Annotated in this window: 16 protein-coding genes; 14 read left to right on the top strand and 2 right to left on the bottom strand. The window is 52.5% G+C overall.

The genetic code is table 11. The features are described 5' to 3' along the window. Positions 1–265: 265 nt before the first annotated feature. The gene (gene dnaN, locus C4542_08715) at positions 266–1,402 is read left to right on the top strand and encodes a DNA polymerase III subunit beta (protein RJO60614.1); all 1,137 of its coding nucleotides are present in this window, start codon (positions 266–268) and stop codon (positions 1,400–1,402) included. A 522-nt stretch (positions 1,403–1,924) separates the two neighbouring features. On the opposite strand, the gene C4542_08710 is transcribed toward dnaN, so the two are convergent. Then, positions 1,925–2,902: a hypothetical protein gene (locus tag C4542_08710; GenBank protein ID RJO60613.1), complete on the bottom strand. Its 978-nt coding sequence runs from the start codon at positions 2,900–2,902 to the stop codon at positions 1,925–1,927. 244 nt (positions 2,903–3,146) lie between these two features. On the opposite strand from C4542_08710, the gene C4542_08705 reads away from it, so the two are divergent. The 10 genes from C4542_08705 to argH all read left to right on the top strand — a co-directional run bounded on the left by C4542_08705 (position 3,147) and on the right by argH (position 12,090). Continuing rightward, the gene (locus tag C4542_08705) at positions 3,147–3,368 is read left to right on the top strand and encodes a hypothetical protein (protein RJO60612.1); all 222 of its coding nucleotides are present in this window, start codon (positions 3,147–3,149) and stop codon (positions 3,366–3,368) included. 54 nt (positions 3,369–3,422) lie between these two features. Further along, on the top strand, positions 3,423–4,043 hold the full coding sequence (locus C4542_08700; GenBank protein ID RJO60611.1) for a peptidylprolyl isomerase: 621 nt from the start codon (positions 3,423–3,425) through the stop codon (positions 4,041–4,043). Positions 4,044–4,097: 54 nt separating this feature from the next. After that, positions 4,098–4,661: a peptidylprolyl isomerase gene (locus C4542_08695; protein RJO60610.1), complete on the top strand. Its 564-nt coding sequence runs from the start codon at positions 4,098–4,100 to the stop codon at positions 4,659–4,661. A gap of 245 nt (positions 4,662–4,906) precedes the next feature. Further along, entirely contained in the window at positions 4,907–5,212 is a 306-nt protein-coding gene (locus tag C4542_08690; GenBank protein RJO60609.1) for an ArsR family transcriptional regulator, read from the top strand. 107 nt (positions 5,213–5,319) lie between these two features. Next, positions 5,320–6,528: a bifunctional glutamate N-acetyltransferase/amino-acid acetyltransferase ArgJ gene (gene argJ / locus C4542_08685; GenBank protein RJO60608.1), complete on the top strand. Its 1,209-nt coding sequence runs from the start codon at positions 5,320–5,322 to the stop codon at positions 6,526–6,528. Positions 6,529–6,559: 31 nt separating this feature from the next. Further along, a complete protein-coding gene (gene argB / locus C4542_08680) occupies positions 6,560–7,342 on the top strand; it encodes an acetylglutamate kinase (GenBank protein RJO60615.1) in 783 nt (260 codons plus the stop codon). Between the two features lie 4 nt (positions 7,343–7,346). Then, positions 7,347–8,540: an acetylornithine transaminase gene (locus tag C4542_08675; protein ID RJO60607.1), complete on the top strand. Its 1,194-nt coding sequence runs from the start codon at positions 7,347–7,349 to the stop codon at positions 8,538–8,540. Further along, a complete protein-coding gene (locus tag C4542_08670; protein ID RJO60606.1) occupies positions 8,537–9,448 on the top strand; it encodes a hypothetical protein in 912 nt (303 codons plus the stop codon). The genes C4542_08675 and C4542_08670 overlap by 4 nt, the downstream gene beginning before the upstream one ends. A gap of 38 nt (positions 9,449–9,486) precedes the next feature. After that, a complete protein-coding gene (locus tag C4542_08665; protein ID RJO60605.1) occupies positions 9,487–10,722 on the top strand; it encodes an argininosuccinate synthase in 1,236 nt (411 codons plus the stop codon). Continuing rightward, positions 10,723–12,090: an argininosuccinate lyase gene (argH, locus tag C4542_08660; protein RJO60604.1), complete on the top strand. Its 1,368-nt coding sequence runs from the start codon at positions 10,723–10,725 to the stop codon at positions 12,088–12,090. It begins immediately after the preceding gene. 17 nt (positions 12,091–12,107) lie between these two features. Here the strand turns inward: argH and rpmB are convergent, their stop codons facing one another. After that, the gene (gene rpmB / locus C4542_08655) at positions 12,108–12,296 is read right to left on the bottom strand and encodes a 50S ribosomal protein L28 (protein ID RJO60603.1); all 189 of its coding nucleotides are present in this window, start codon (positions 12,294–12,296) and stop codon (positions 12,108–12,110) included. Positions 12,297–12,443: 147 nt separating this feature from the next. Here rpmB and C4542_08650 point away from each other — a divergent pair, with 147 nt between their 5' ends. The 3 genes from C4542_08650 to C4542_08640 all read left to right on the top strand — a co-directional run. Further along, entirely contained in the window at positions 12,444–14,087 is a 1,644-nt protein-coding gene (locus tag C4542_08650) for a DAK2 domain-containing protein (protein RJO60602.1), read from the top strand. A gap of 19 nt (positions 14,088–14,106) precedes the next feature. Beyond that, the gene (locus C4542_08645; protein RJO60601.1) at positions 14,107–14,949 is read left to right on the top strand and encodes a DegV family protein; all 843 of its coding nucleotides are present in this window, start codon (positions 14,107–14,109) and stop codon (positions 14,947–14,949) included. Between the two features lie 13 nt (positions 14,950–14,962). Further along, a partial coding sequence (locus C4542_08640) for a hypothetical protein (GenBank protein RJO60600.1) occupies positions 14,963–15,135 on the top strand: 173 nt, incomplete at its 3' end.

Raw genomic sequence — 15,135 nt, 5'->3', positions numbered from 1 at the left:
CGCCGCTTGCGGCGAATCCGGTAAATATATCCAGATTCACAAAGATCAACTAAGATTATTGTGATACCCCGACGCTTGCGTCGGGGAGAATGTCATTTCTCATTTTTAGGAGAGTAGGTAATTTCCCCCTTTAGAAAAGGGGGATTAAGGGGGATTTGAGAACCCTTGGATTCCCTTTTAACTTTCGCTGAGTACCATCGGCCTCTTGAGTCCGACGTATCATTGGTATATACTAAACCACTAACGTGAATCGGGGGTGGAGTATATGAAACTATCCTGTCTTCAAGAAAATCTAAACCGTGGGCTCAGTCTCGTCGGCCGCGCAGCGGCCACGCGTACCACTCTGCCCATCACAAATAATGTGCTGCTGGCCAGCGACCAGGGACGCCTCAAACTGGTGGCTACGAACCTTGAGATGGCAGTTACCTGCTGGATAGGCGCCAAGATAGATGAAGAAGGTGCCATCACTGTTCCCGCCAAGCTGCTCACCGAGTTCGTGGCGACACTGCCGAACGACAAAATCGAAGTGAAGCTGACCCCCAAAGGCAAGACGCTGGAGCTTAAATGCGCTCGCTTCGAGGCGCGCATCAGCGGCGTGGATGCCAAAGAGTTTCCGCCCATACCCAAGGTCGATGACGGCATCGTAACCAAAGTCGAGTTAGGCGCGCTACGCCAGGCCATCAGCCAGGTGGTATTTGCCGCCGCTACCGATGAATCGCGCCCCGTGCTCACCGGCGTCAATGCCGAGTTCGAGGGTAAAACCCTTACTCTGGCGGCCGCCGACGGGTTTCGCCTGGCTGTGTACAAGCTGCCGCTGGCTGTAGCCGTGGCCGAGAAATCCGTGGCTATTATTCCTTCGCGAACGCTGTCTGAACTAAACCGCCTGGCGGGAGACCAGGAAGAAGCCGTGGAAATCAAGGTCAATGCCAGCAAGAGCCAGATACTTTTCCGTCTGAAGGACGTTGAAATGGTGTCGCAGCTCGTCCAGGGCAACTTCCCGCAGTACAGTCAGCTTATTCCGCAGAGCTTCAATACGCGGGCAACCGTGGATGTTGCACAGTTCCGAAACGCCACCAAAACAGCGGCCATTTTCGCTCGCGACGGCAGCGGCATAGTGCGCCTGATAATCACGCCCGGCGCAAGCGACGTAACGCCAGGCAAGCTGTCAATTTCGGCTCGTTCGGAAGAAATAGGCGAGGATACGGGTGAAATAGATACGGTTGTACAGGGGGCTGAGGCCAAGATAGCTTTCAACGGCAAATACCTGATGGATGTTCTGGGCGTGTTGAAGGAAAATCAGGTTGCTATCGAGATGACGACGCCTTCCAGCCCCGGGGTCTTCAAACCCGTCGGCGCGGATAACTATTTACACGTGATAATGCCCATGTTCGTTCAGTGGTAAATTAATTCCAGGTTTTATCAAGAGCCTGTCCGATCACATTGTCGTTGCGCAGGCTCTTATTTTGGGGTGGAATGTCTGCCTTGTCATCCGGCAAGAACATCAACGAATAGGAGACCTGCCTGATGGAATTTATTTTTGCTATAGCATTGATTCTGGTTATTTTAGTCATTCCTGCGTTGATAAAACGGGCCAGGAGACCTCCTGGGATGTCAAAATTCGCCGACCACGAGATCATCAATCCAAACCGTGACAAGGTAGCCAGATGTAAGATGTGCAGAAAGACATTTGAGTGGAAAGGGAGTGCCTGGAAACTTTTGAAATAGTCAAGATTTATAGTGCGGCAAAACTGATTTGCGGTTGTTTGTCCAGTGGTAGCTAAATAGGTTAGAGAATATTGGAAATCGAGGCGCTTGGAACAAATCCGAGCGCCTTTTCGATATATAGTTATCCAGTTCGAAGGCTAGCACCTTCTTGTTCTTGCCCTTCAGTAGATACACGGCAGTAGATTGCTGTTTTCATTTATTATTCCTTCTTATTTTTATCGGTTACGACATTGATTTTCTTTTCGACTGCTTTAAGCTCAACGCTCAATCCGTAGGTTTTTATTCCTTTATTTACAGACATCCTCGATGATATCTTCCGCTTATCCCCTTCTGGCGAAGAAAGAAGATCTAACTTCATCTTAGAATTTTGGGTAGGTATATCTGCTGAGACAACTTCACCTATTGTTTTTCCTTCGGAACTCAGAATCGAATAAGAAAACGGTTGCACTCCCACTTCCCTCCGGTGTTTATATTCAATATTAATGGAATCGAGTTTTATTGATTTGTTTTTATAATAGATCTTGAAATCATCATTTAGTTTAATTGTGCAGTTCCCGATAACAAATTGACCATTCTCTGGAAGTGAAGAAACAACCTCAGGCTTTTCATTGAAGTAAAAAGCCAAAAACTCATTAGGATTGGTTATCAGTTCTTTCCAACCAATTTTTAGACTCTCAGTTCTTATGAACGAGCCAGGTATCTCATTCCCCTTTTCGCTAGGTGGAGCAATAAAATTGATGTTGATGATTTGAAAAACATGGTTGTCGTAATGAACATATTTTTCGGCTAGCCAACCGCACCAATCTAATTTTAATGCATCGATATATGTAAATGTTTTTATCCCTAGCGTCTCTGCCTTGATTAAAGCAGAATCGGTAAAACCACTTTTTGACACAATTGCAGCTTGAGCCGCTCTGATACTGTCCCGTTTGGAAGCTATTTCTTCAATATACGTAACATCAACTCTCTGTTTTTGGTTTCTCACTTCAACCATTATTGTAGTCAAGTACGGGCCACTATCGAGTGTAATTAGAATATCGATTTGCCTAGATTGTCCCGTATCTTTGTCCGGAATTTTTACGTTATGTTCAACTTTCCCTTTACCCACGAGGCACGTATTTATCCAAGAAATTAATTCTTCAAATTCTTTCCAGTTTGACTTCTTTGGCACGGTCATTTTTTACCCCCTTCCACTTAACTTTATTCCAGTATGGGGATTTGCATTTCGGGAAAGTTTTTGGTAGTCCTTCCATTCGACCAGCCCATTCATGACCGCATCTTAAATACTTTTCAATCCTTATCTTATAATCATAATAGCCCTGAAAAGAAGCCAATAGCAATGGTTAATTGAGTTAATCGTCCCGTTGTTTTCAGGTAGGCCGGTGTTATATACTGCCTTAATGCTCGTCCGGGAGGTTCTTATGGGACTGGCTGATTTTTCCGATTTACGGGTTGGCGACAGGTTTCTGGCTGAAGGCGAGGGCGATTATATCGAGGAATTTACCATAGTCGAAATATCGCCCGACAAAAAATACGTAAAGGTAGACTACGCTGAACATGCTAACGCTGAAAGAGAATACGAGTGGCTGGAGATTAATAATACAGAAGTGCTGGTGAAGCTGGCCCCCAAACCTCCGGGTTAATCCCTGCGATTGCCTGAGTTGACTTAAGTTAGCCTCACAGGATATTGTTTAAGGATGAAAAATTCCACTATCAGATTGCTCATTCCTGTCGTATGCTCAATGGCCGTGGCACTTAGCGGCTGCGGCGGGTCTCCTGCCCACACCCAGCGGTGGTCTTCTCCGCCCGCCATGCAGATAGATACATCGAAGACCTATTACGCAGTTTTCAATACCAGCATGGGTAGCTTCAAGATAAAACTATTCGCTGCCGAAGCCCCCAAAACAGTCAACAATTTTGTCTTTCTCGCCAGACAAAAATTCTATGACGGCACTATATTCCACCGCATCATCAAGCCCTTTATGATACAGGGCGGCGACCCGCTGGGCACCGGGATGGGTGGCCCTGGCTATAATATCCCGGATGAATTGCCCGTTAAATATTCTTACGACCCGGGAATAATTGCTATGGCAAACACTGGACGCGCCAACACCGGAGGGAGTCAATTTTTTATCTGTACAGGAACTGACGCGGCCAGTCTGAATAAATCTCCTATTTACACTCAGTTTGGCAAGGTGGTAGAGGGTATGGATGTGGTGCTGAAGATAGCCGCCGTGCCGGTAGTGTCCGCAAACGGAGAGGTCAGCAAGCCGGTCAAACCGCCGGTCATCAAGACAATCACCATCGAGGAATCCTGACATCCGGTATCCAAGCTCAAGGATTCAATTTAGTTTTTGAAAGGGGACAGAATAATGCCTATTAACAATTCCGACACCAACGCCACGCCCAAAACCTGGAACATGCCGCCGGCCATGCAGATCGATGCCGCCAAAAAGTACACCGCCGCGCTCGACACCAGCTTGGGCTCCTTCAAGATCGAGCTTCTGGCAAGCGAGTCGCCGAAGACCGTGAACAACTTCGTGTTTCTGGCGCGGCAAAAATTCTACGACGGCGTTATCTTTCACCGTATCATCAAGACCTTCATGATACAGGGCGGCGACCCCACGGGCACGGGATGCGGAGGGCCTGGATACCAGTTTGCCGACGAGCTTCCGGTGAAACACTCCTATGAGGTAGGTATGGTGGCTATGGCTAATTCGGGCTCCAACACCAACGGCAGCCAGTTTTTCATCTGCACCGGCGCGGACTCCAAATTTCTGGACCGACAGCCGAACTATACCCAATTTGGGAGAGTGATTGAAGGCCTGGATATCGTGCAAAAGATGGCGGCTGTCCCGGTCGCATATGGCAACGGCGAAATGAGCAAACCTCAAATACCGCCGGTTATCAAGGGCATTACCATCAGTGAAGTCTAATTCGAATAGTATCGCTGCATCTTTAGCAATAAGAGAGGACGCCGTGACGGCGTCCTCTCTCGTTTTTGTCGTTTGAATTGTATGGCAGTCTCATGTAATTATGTCAAATTGAGCAATCAAAAACAGGCATAATTTACTGCTTCATTATTTTCGCTCTTGACACAGCCACAGATTTGTGCAAAACTAATCCTGCAACATTGAAAGACAATACTGGAAATATTATTCGTCTTTCTAAGGCTAAAACAATGTCAGACTGGTCTTTTATCACGACACACGGTCTGGTGCTGGCTTCGATAGCCAAGCATCCGCGCAGCACGGCGCGTGATATCGGCGACATGGTAGGTGTCACCGAAAGGACCGCTCACAAGATTATCATCGACCTCGAAGAAGCCGGTTACATCACCAAGACCAAGGTCGGGCGCAAAAATAAGTACACCATTCACCCCGGTATGCCCCTGGCTGATGAGGCCAGTGACGCGGCGGTAGGCGAACTCCTGGTTATGCTCGGCTGGAAGCGCCGCCGCCGTCAAACCGCCAAAGCGCTGGTATAGACCGCCCCTCTTCCTTCCCGTTTCCCCTTTTTTCCTCGTGCGTTCAAACCGGCGTAAGCTTCCAGGATTGTCCATTTCACGGGCACTGTGATATATTTTTAGCACTTATGAAAACCGACTTAACATATATCCCGAATGGCACTGTTACATCCCCCCGGGGCTTTAGCGCTGGAGCAACCTACGGGGGCATAAACAAACATGCCAGGTACAACCTCGATGTCGGCATTTTGTATAGCGATGTTCCCTGCAATGCCGCAGGCACCTTTACTACCAACAAAATTAAAGCCGCCTCTGTTTTGTTATGTCAAAGAATTCTGCCCTCTAAATCTGTGCGTGCGATTGTAGCCAATAGCGGCTGCGCCAATGCCAGCACCGGTGAGTTCGGGCAGCGCGATGCTCAGAGCATGGAAGCCGCCGCTGCCGCCAAAATTGGTGTGGACATGGCTGACGTTCTCGTCGCTAGCACAGGCGTTATCGGGCGCAGGCTGCCGCTGGAGTTGCTGAACGGCGCTATTGGCAAGATCAAGCTGTCTCCTGACGGCGGGCATGATATGGCCAAAGCCATCATGACTACCGATACAGTCCCGAAGGAAATCGCTATTGAAACCGGTGGATTCGTCATCGGCGGCATCGCCAAGGGCGCCGGCATGATCCACCCCAACATGGCCACTATGCTCTCTTTTCTAGCCACAGATGCTCCGGTGGAACTCGGATTTCTGGAGAAGTCTTTGAAAGAGGCCGTGGATAAGTCCTTCAACATGATTTCGGTAGACGGGGATACCTCACCTAACGACAGCGTTATCATGCTATCCAATGGGCTGGCAGGCGGCGAGATAATCAAGGAAGGATCCGCGAGAGCAAAGTGCTTTCAGCAGGCGCTAGATGCGGCTTGCATCCATCTGGCAAAATCGGTCGCCCGCGACGGCGAAGGCGCTACCAAACTTATAGAGGTGAATGTGAGCGGCGCGGCGAGCATCTCAGACGCCAGGATAGCGGCGCGCACCATTACCAGCTCTCCCCTGGTAAAAAGCGCCATACATGGGGCTGACCCCAACTGGGGGCGTATCGTAGTGGCGGCGGGGCGCAGCGGGGCTGAGCTGGTGGAAGCCAAAATGGCGCTCGACATAAGTGACGTTCCGGTGGTGCGGGAGGGCGTGCCGCTGCCTTTCGACAAGGATAAACTGATTGAGGCGCTCGGCCGCGATGAAGTACGGATAAACCTCGATTTAAATTTGGGCACATCTTATTCGGCTACCGCGTGGGGCTGCGACCTCTCGGCGGAATACGTGGCTATCAATAGCGAGTATACGACTTAACGGAGCGATATTGGACAAGCAGACTAAAAAACTGACCGTCATCAAGCTGGGCGGGTCCATCATAGACAGCAAGGACTCGGCAGTGGCGGATATCTTGCGCCTCTCGGAAACCGGCTACCGAGTGGTGCTGGTGCACGGGGGCGCCAAGCTGGTGACCAGATGGATGGCCGACCAGGGCGTGGTAGCCGAGTTTTATCAGGGTGAGCGCATCACTGACGCTAAATCCCTTTCCGTTGTAACGGCCGTATTGGCTGGGCTGGCCAACAAGGAAACGACGGCGGCACTCATAGACGCCGGAGCGAAAGCGGCGGGAGTGAGCGGCGTGGACGGCAGTCTCATCGAGGGGAGGGTGCGCGACCCCAAGCTGGGCTACCTGGGTGACGTGGTCAAGGTGAATCCACAGGTGCTGGAAGCGCTACTTGATGCCGGATTTATTCCGGTGGTGGCCCCAGTTTCTCTCAACAAGGAGGGGCGAAAACAGGAAGACCCGTTGCTGCTCAATATTAACGGGGACACGGTGGCTGGCGAAATTGCCGCCGCCATGAGAGTGGAAAAACTTGTTTTTTTAACGGATGTCGATGGTATCAAGGACGCCTCCGGAAACATCTTGACCGATATCACGACCGCACAAGTCGAAGAGTTGCTGTCGTCCGGCGTGGCTTACGGCGGTATGATACCCAAGCTCAATGCCTGTCTCAAAGCTGCCAGAGCAGGTACCACGTGCCGCATTGTAGATGGGCGCAAACCACATGCGATTATAGATGCCATCGGGGGAAGCCAGAACGGCAGCACAATCACCGCTACCAGGAGATGATTTTATGAATTGGCCAGAACTGGAACAAAAGTATTACATGCCCGTATTCGAGCGCATGCCTGTCACGCTCGTCAGGGGAAGAGGCGTACATGTCTGGGACGATAAGGGTCGCCGCTACCTCGATTTTGTATCCGGCATTGCCGTAAACAGCCTGGGACATTGCCATCCGGCGGTTGTCAAAGCGGTAAACAGGCAGGTACGAAGGCTCATACATACCTCCAACCTGTTCTATACGATGCCTCAGCTCGAGCTGGCGGAACTGCTGGTGAATCACAGCGCTATGAAAAAAGTTTTTTTCTGTAACAGCGGCGCCGAGGCCGTCGAGGGCGCGGTCAAGCTGGCAAGACGCTGGGGACATGTGAAACTGGGCGGCGCTTATGAGGTTATCACAGCTATGGGTTCGTTTCACGGGCGGACCCTTGCTATGGTCGCTGCCACCGGCCAGCCGAAGTTTCAGAAGCCCTACGAACCCCTGCCATCGGGTTTCGTTAATGTGGATTATAACGATATCGAAGCCATTAAAACGGCCACCACCGCGAAGACCTGTGCCGTACTGCTGGAACCCGTTCAGGGTGAAGGCGGCGTCAATATCCCGGACCCGGAGTATCTAAAACAGGTACGCAAATGGTGCGATGAAAAAGGCATACTGCTCATTCTGGATGAAGTGCAAAGCGGCGTGGGCCGCTGCGGCAGCCTTTTTGCCTACGAACAGTTTGGGATTGAGCCGGACGTTCTGGCGCTGGCCAAGGGGCTGGCCGGCGGCATACCCATCGGCGCTTTCCTGGCTACCGAGAAGGCCTCGGTCTTCGCCAGAGGCGAGCATGGCACCACTTTCGGCGGGAACCCTCTGGCATGCTCAGCGGGGTACGCCGTACTCAATTACATTATCGATAACGATATCCCAGGCCACGCCAAATCGATGGGTGAAGGGCTTCTTAAAGGCTTGGCAAACCTCAAAAAAGACTTTACATTCATTACCGAAGTCAGAGGGCGAGGACTCTTGCTGGCGATGGAGTTCGACTCCGATATTGCTAAAGGAGTGGCTCTCTTATGCCTGGAGCAGGGGCTGCTTGTCAATAATCTTAAACCCAACCTTATAAGGCTGATACCGCCGCTCATAGTCCAGCCTAAAGAAATTGAAAAGGCCCTGACTCTTTTGAGGAAAGCCTTGAAGCAGGCGTCTGCGAACCTTTCATGAAAAGCGAGACAGTCAAGGCGAGGCGATGGATGGCTGGCTTCGTGCTATTGCTGGCTTCGGCGCTTACGATTGTATTTATGGCTCCGCCCTCATTGATGCCGGCGCTGGCCTGCGACGCTGAAATGGACGGGCACGTGCTGGCTGCCTCGGATTTCAGCCAGGCGCCGCCGCAGGTTGTTCAGGACGCAAGGGATATGGCGGCGGCGCTTTATGATGGTGAAGCCAAAGCCGATGAGATGGCGGGCCAGCTTGTGGGAACCTATCGGGCGGCTGCAGACCAGGACTTTGTCGTCATATTCAATCCCGGAGGCTGGGGCTGGGACCCCGTGAGTGAAATACCGGGATGGGAATCGATCCTGTTCGGTATCGAGAAAACCCTGGATAGTTTTGGATATAAAACACTCCTGGTCGATTTCAAGCGCACGCGCCACGGTTTCAACGGAATCATCGGAGAACTTGAAGTGCTTGCCGGTTTACAACTGTCGAAAGCGGAAGAGCTGGCAGCGCGCGTCACTTTTTTGACAGACCACCTGCCAGACCTGCGCGTCATCCTCACCGGCGAAAGTAACGGCGCTACCATTGCCGACAATGCTCTGAGCTTGTTGCGTGAAAATCCACGGGTATTTGCTATTGAGACCGGCCCTCCGGTCTGGCATCCGAGCATAGAGTTCGAGCGCTCCCTGTTGATAGAGAATAACGGAGTGCAACCGGATACCTTTTCTAACGGGGATATCATTCTTATCATACGTTCAAATGCGGAATCGGCTTTCGGAATTTATAAGGGCGGGAGGGGGGATATTCTGCTTTATATCGGCGCCCCCGGACATTTTTATAGCTGGGATTACCCGGCGGTACGCGCGCAGGTGGTGGATTTCTTAACAACAAAGTTCATCCCTGCTCCGAAATAGTGCAGATTCATGTATAATTAATCACGAAGAGGAAGGACATTATGGATAAAGTTGTTCTGGCTTATAGCGGCGGACTGGATACCTCGGTTGCCATAAAGTGGATTAAAGACAAATATGGCCTCGACGTTATAGCGGTGACTGTAGATGTGGGCAACGAAAAGGATTTTGGCACCGTGCGCGAAAAAGCCCTCAAGGTTGGCGCTATCAAGGCGCTGGTCATCGACGCCAAGAAAGACTTTGTTAACGATTATATCTTTCCCACTCTCAAAGCTGGCAGCCTGTACGAGAGCGTATATCCTATGGCCACCTCGCTGGCGCGCCCGCTCATCGCTAAATTGCTTACCGAAGTGGCACTCAAAGAGGGCGCTGCCGCCATCGCCCACGGCTGCACCGGCAAGGGCAACGACCAGGTGCGCTTCGAGGTCGCCATCAATACGCTGGCGCCTCACATCAAGATAATCGCCCCCGCCCGCGAGTGGGGCATGACACGCGAGGATACCATAAAATATGCCTCGAAAAACGGCATCTCTGTGCCGGTAAAATCAGGCCACGCGTATTCGGTGGATGAGAACCTGTGGGGCCGCAGTGTGGAATGCGGCGTATTGGAAGACCCCTGGGCTGAGCCGCCCGAAGAGGTGTATGCCTGGACCAAGTCCCCGACGACTTCACCAGCAAAGCCGGATTACAGCGAGATAGAGTTCGACAAGGGCATCCCCGTCGCCTGTGACGGCGAGAAGATGGACGGCGTAGCTCTTATCACCAAGCTCAACGAGCTGGCGGGCAAACACGGCGTGGGCCGCATCGACCACGTGGAAAACCGGCTGGTCGGCATCAAGAGCCGCGAGATCTACGAGGCACCAGCGGCCATCCTGCTCCTTGCGGCGCATCAAGCTCTCGAAGACCTGACGCTGGCCAAGGACCAGTCGCGCTTCAAGGCCAGGGTAGCCGCCGAATTCGCCGACCTTATCTATAATGGTTTGTGGTTCACCGCCAACCGGCTGGACATGTCGGCCTACGTGGACAGCACGCAGCGATTTGTGACCGGCACGGTGCGCGTGAAGCTCTTTAAGGGCGCTTGCACTGTAGTCGGGCGCAAGTCATCATATTCCCTCTACAGCCATGGACTGGCCACCTATGAAAAAGGCGACCAGTTCGACCAGAGCGCCGCCCCCGGCTTCATCCACATCTTCGGCTTACCGGTAAAGACGCAGGCGAAGTTGCAGCCGCTTTTCGATATGGGGCCCAAGAATAAAACTAAGGGCAAAGGCAAATAGATGAGCCATATACGCGGGCGCTTCCAGAAAGATGCCGCCGAGGCGGTGGTCAAATATACCACGTCGCTGCCCTTCGATAAGCGCATGTACAAACAGGACATACGCGGCAGCATAGCTCACGCCCGCATGCTGGCCAAACAGGGCATTATTTCAGCTGGAGAGGGCAAGGCGCTGGCGGACGGCCTCAAGGCGGTGGAATCGGAGATAGAGAGCGGCGTGTTCGTCTTCAAGCCTGAGTTGGAAGATATCCATATGGCAGTAGAAGCGCGGTTACTGGAACTCGCAGGTGCTGTCGCCGGCAAGCTGCACACGGCCCGCTCGCGCAATGACCAGGTGGCACTCGACATGCGACTTTATGTCAGGGATGCTATAAAAGAGACTCAGTCTAAAGTTAGACAATTTCAACGCTCGCTGGTGGAACAGGCCGAGAAAAACCAAGGCGTGCTGATGCCGGGTTACACGCACATGCAGCCGGCGCAGCCGGTGTTGCTGTCGCACCATCTTTTGGCCTATTTCGAGATGCTGGAGAGGGATTACGAGCGCTTCTCTGACGCGTATAAGCGCGCCGATGTCATGCCGCTGGGGAGCGGGGCGCTGGCCGGGGCCGCCTATAACCTCGATAGGGAGTTTGTGGCGCGCGAGCTGGGTTTCAGCCGCATAAGTCAGAATAGCCTGGACGCCGTTTCAGACCGTGACTTTCTTATCGAGTACATAGGCGCGGCCAGCCTGTGCATGGTGCATATTTCACGCATGGCCGAGGAGCTGGTCCTGTGGTCTTCGGCGGAGTTTGGTTTTGTGGAAATGGACGACTCCTATGCTACTGCCAGCTCGATTATGCCGCAGAAGAAAAATCCCGATGTGGCCGAACTTGGGCGGGGCAAGGCGGGGCGCGTTTTCGGGCATCTGATGGGGATGTTAACCACCATGAAGGGGCTGCCGCTTTCCTATAACCGCGACCTGCAGGAAGACAAAGAAGCGCTCTTCGATACGGTGGATACGCTGGTTGCCTCGCTGGAAGTCTTTGCCGGCATGGTGAGCACGCTCGAATTCAAGCCGGGCAATATGAAGCGCTCCCTGGGGAATGGTTATATTCTGGCAACCGATGTGGCGGATTACCTGGTGAAAAAGGGGCTGAGTTTCCGGGAAGCCCACGGCGTAACCGGGCGTCTAGTGAGCTACGCCATAGGCTGCGGCAAGCCGCTGGAGAGTTTAACCATCGAAGAGTATAAAGGCTTCAGTCCACTCTTCGCAGAGGATGTGCGGAGCATAAGCGCGGCGCGCTCGGTCGCGTCAAAAAATGTGCCGGGAGGCACGGCTCCCGGCCAGGTGTCAATTCAGTTGTCACATTGCAGAGAGATACTGGGTTAGGTTATAAACCTGCCGCCTTATACTGTTTGCGACAGTTTCTGCTGGGTGCGCAGGCAGCGCGTGCAGAGGGTGAGCCTGACGGATTTTCCATCCTTCACTATTTTGGCCTGCTGTATATTGGCTACCCAGCGGTGGTTGGTGCGGCGCTTGGAATGGCTGACGTTATGGCCGAACTGCTCTGATTTTCCGCAGATATCACACTTCATGAAATTGTTCCTCTCCTTTGACTGGCACCTTGACTTTGGTGTAAAATGCCTTGTTTCGAACATTGAATACTACCATAAACCCTCTGTGCTTGACAAGCACGGTACAATCAATTAAAGACATCTTGAAAAAGGATGGCGTAGCGAATCATGAAACAGTCCAATGCGATTAACGGGCCTGAATTCCGTGATATGTTTGCCGCCGCAACTAACTGGCTGGAAAAAAACGCTTCCGATATAGATGCTCTCAATGTATTTCCTGTCCCTGACGGAGATACAGGAACGAATATGTTGCTTACAATGCGTTCCACGGTGGAAGAAGCCTATAAAGTAAATCAGCCCAGTGTTTCGGCGATGGCGCAGGCCATGGCCAACGGGGCGCTCATGGGCGCCCGGGGCAACAGCGGCGTGATACTCTCGCAGATATGGAGCGGTCTGGCGCAGGGTTTGGGCGATAAAGAAACATTCAACGGAAAAGACCTGGCCAAAGCCCTGACCCAAGCCTCGGAGACCGCCTATAAGGGATTGAGCAATCCGGTGGAAGGGACCATTCTGACGGTCATGAAGGATGCATCCAAGGCCGGCCAGAAGCAGGCGGCGATAAACGGTGGGGATGTGGTGGCCGTCATGGAAGCCGCTGTCGTTGCCGCCGCCGAATCTGTCGCCAGCACACCGACGCTCCTCCCGGTTCTCAAGGAGGCGGGGGTGGTCGATGCGGGCGGCCAGGGCCTGTTTACGCTGCTCGATGGCGCTTTGCGTTATCTCCGCGGTGAGGCCGAGTTGATGCGTTTCCGCAAACCTCAGATGGTTGCCAGCAGCATTCCCATGACTCCTATCACGGTTACCGCGCCCGAAAAAGTAGGGGCCGATGAAATTCCATTCGGCTACTGCACGGAATTCCTGCTAAAAGGCATGGAACTTGAACCTGAAAAACTCAAGCGCAAACTGGTCAAGCGTGGACAGTCGCTCATCGTCGTCGGTGATGATACTACCGTAAGGGTCCACGTTCATACTATCGATCCGGGAAGCATCATTCATTTCGCAACCACCCTGGGCACGGTGCACAGCGTCAGCATACGCAACATGGATGAGCAGCACCAGGACTTTCTTGAGATGCAAAAGTCCCGCGCTCCGGTGGCTGATATAGAAATAGTGGCGGTGGCTGCCGGCAGCGGACTGGCGGACGTGTTTACCAGTTTGGGCGTGGCATCCGTGGTCCCTGGCGGGCAGACTATGAACCCGAGCACGAAAGATATTCTCCAGGCGGTCGAAAACTTGCGTTCGGAAAAGATAATAATTTTGCCTAACAATAAGAATATAGTGATGACTGCCGAAAAAGTCCAGGCGCTCACTGAGAAGCACATTCACGTGGTGCCTTCAAAGACAATCCCCCAGGGAATAGCTGCACTTCTTGCCTTCGATTATGAAGCTGATTTTGATACCAATACCCGTATTATGACCGAAGCGCTGGCTACGATTAAAACCGTTGAGATAACCCGTGCCGTACGCGCCACTCAGCTCAACGGGCTCGCCATCAAGAAGAAACAGGCAGTAGGATTGCTTGACGGAACGATTGTGGCGGTAGCCGATGAGCCTACCGATGTCCTGCGCAGCACCCTGACCAAAGCCGGAATGAAGAAGGCTGAGGTGATAACCCTCTACTATGGTGACGATACCACGGAAAGCGAAGCCCAGCAGGTTAAAGAAGAAATAGCGTCCAAATATCCCAATTTGCAGGTCGAGGTGGTCAAGGGCGGGCAACCACACTACAACTTTATCGGCTCGGTGGAATAAGTAGCCGGAAGGGGGTATCATGACCGTCAAGATTGTCACCGACAGCACGTCTGACATCACCGCCAGCTTGGCCGAGGAACTGGGAATCACTGTGGTACCTCTCACGGTGTTTTTCGGGCATGAATCCTTCCGTGACCGCATCGATATTACGACTGACGAGTTTTACCGCAGGTTGACCCAGGAGAACATCTATCCTACCACCACCCAGCCGGCGCCTGGAGCATTTGCAGACGCTTACCAGAAGCTGTTGAAGGATAACGACGAGATTCTCGCCATTGTTTTATCGAGCAAACTTAGCGGCACGTACAAATCCGCTGTCAACGCCGTGAGCATAGTGGAGGGAAAGTGTCGCATAGAGGTAATCGATTCCCAGCTTACGGCCATGAGCCTCGGCTTGACAGCGATATCCGCCGCGAAAATGGCTTCAAAAAAGGGCGCTACGCTCAAGGAAATAAGTCAGGCCATTAAGCTGAAATTGCCCCGCACCAATTCCATAATGGCATTCGATACCCTCAAATTTCTGGCCAAAGGCGGCAGGATAGGGAAAGCCCAGGGTTTACTGGGTTCACTCCTGGCTGTGAAGCCGGTGCTGACGTTAAAAGAAGGGGAAGTGACCCCGTTAACCCGCCTGCGTTCGATGTCGGCGGCGGCAGATTACCTTTACAATCACGTTGCCGCTATGCCACGCGTAGAAGCACTGGCAGTAGAGCACGCCACAACTCCTCACGAAGCTGACGTTCTGGTGGCGCGTCTGGGCGCCATTTATCCCGAGGAGAACATCTACCGTTCCGTTGTCAGCCCGGTGCTCGGTACTTATATGGGGCCCAACGTTCTGTCCGTGTCTTTTATCGAAGATAAGTAGGAGAATAACCGTCATGACTGTCAGAGTGGTCACAGACAGCACCGCTGACCTTCCCTCCGAGCTGGTGCGCGAATTGAACATTACGGTTGTACCTGCATTTCTCAACATCAGAGGACGCAGCTATCGCGACGGAGTAGACATTACGCCTGATGAAGTATACAAGAAGCTTGTAAAGAGCGATGTGCC

Source organism: Dehalococcoidia bacterium (assembly GCA_003597995.1).
Lineage (GTDB): Bacteria > Chloroflexota > Dehalococcoidia > Dehalococcoidales > UBA1222 > SURF-27.
This window is presented reverse-complemented; position numbering and strand designations above follow the sequence as displayed.

Excerpts from the sequence above, each read along its gene's own strand:
- dnaN (RJO60614.1), top strand. The coding sequence starts at position 266 with ATGAAACTATCCTGTCTTCAAGAAAATCTAAACCGTGGGCTCAGTCTC.
- argJ (RJO60608.1), top strand. The coding sequence starts at position 5,320 with ATGAAAACCGACTTAACATATATCCCGAATGGCACTGTTACATCCCCC.
- C4542_08700 (RJO60611.1), top strand. The coding sequence starts at position 3,423 with ATGAAAAATTCCACTATCAGATTGCTCATTCCTGTCGTATGCTCAATG.
- rpmB (RJO60603.1), bottom strand. The coding sequence starts at position 12,296 with ATGAAGTGTGATATCTGCGGAAAATCAGAGCAGTTCGGCCATAACGTC.
- C4542_08670 (RJO60606.1), top strand. The coding sequence starts at position 8,537 with ATGAAAAGCGAGACAGTCAAGGCGAGGCGATGGATGGCTGGCTTCGTG.
- argH (RJO60604.1), top strand. The coding sequence starts at position 10,723 with ATGAGCCATATACGCGGGCGCTTCCAGAAAGATGCCGCCGAGGCGGTG.
- C4542_08695 (RJO60610.1), top strand. The coding sequence starts at position 4,098 with ATGCCTATTAACAATTCCGACACCAACGCCACGCCCAAAACCTGGAAC.
- C4542_08650 (RJO60602.1), top strand. The coding sequence starts at position 12,444 with ATGAAACAGTCCAATGCGATTAACGGGCCTGAATTCCGTGATATGTTT.
- C4542_08690 (RJO60609.1), top strand. The coding sequence starts at position 4,907 with ATGTCAGACTGGTCTTTTATCACGACACACGGTCTGGTGCTGGCTTCG.
- C4542_08710 (RJO60613.1), bottom strand. The coding sequence starts at position 2,902 with ATGACCGTGCCAAAGAAGTCAAACTGGAAAGAATTTGAAGAATTAATT.
- C4542_08675 (RJO60607.1), top strand. The coding sequence starts at position 7,347 with ATGAATTGGCCAGAACTGGAACAAAAGTATTACATGCCCGTATTCGAG.
- C4542_08645 (RJO60601.1), top strand. The coding sequence starts at position 14,107 with ATGACCGTCAAGATTGTCACCGACAGCACGTCTGACATCACCGCCAGC.
- C4542_08705 (RJO60612.1), top strand. The coding sequence starts at position 3,147 with ATGGGACTGGCTGATTTTTCCGATTTACGGGTTGGCGACAGGTTTCTG.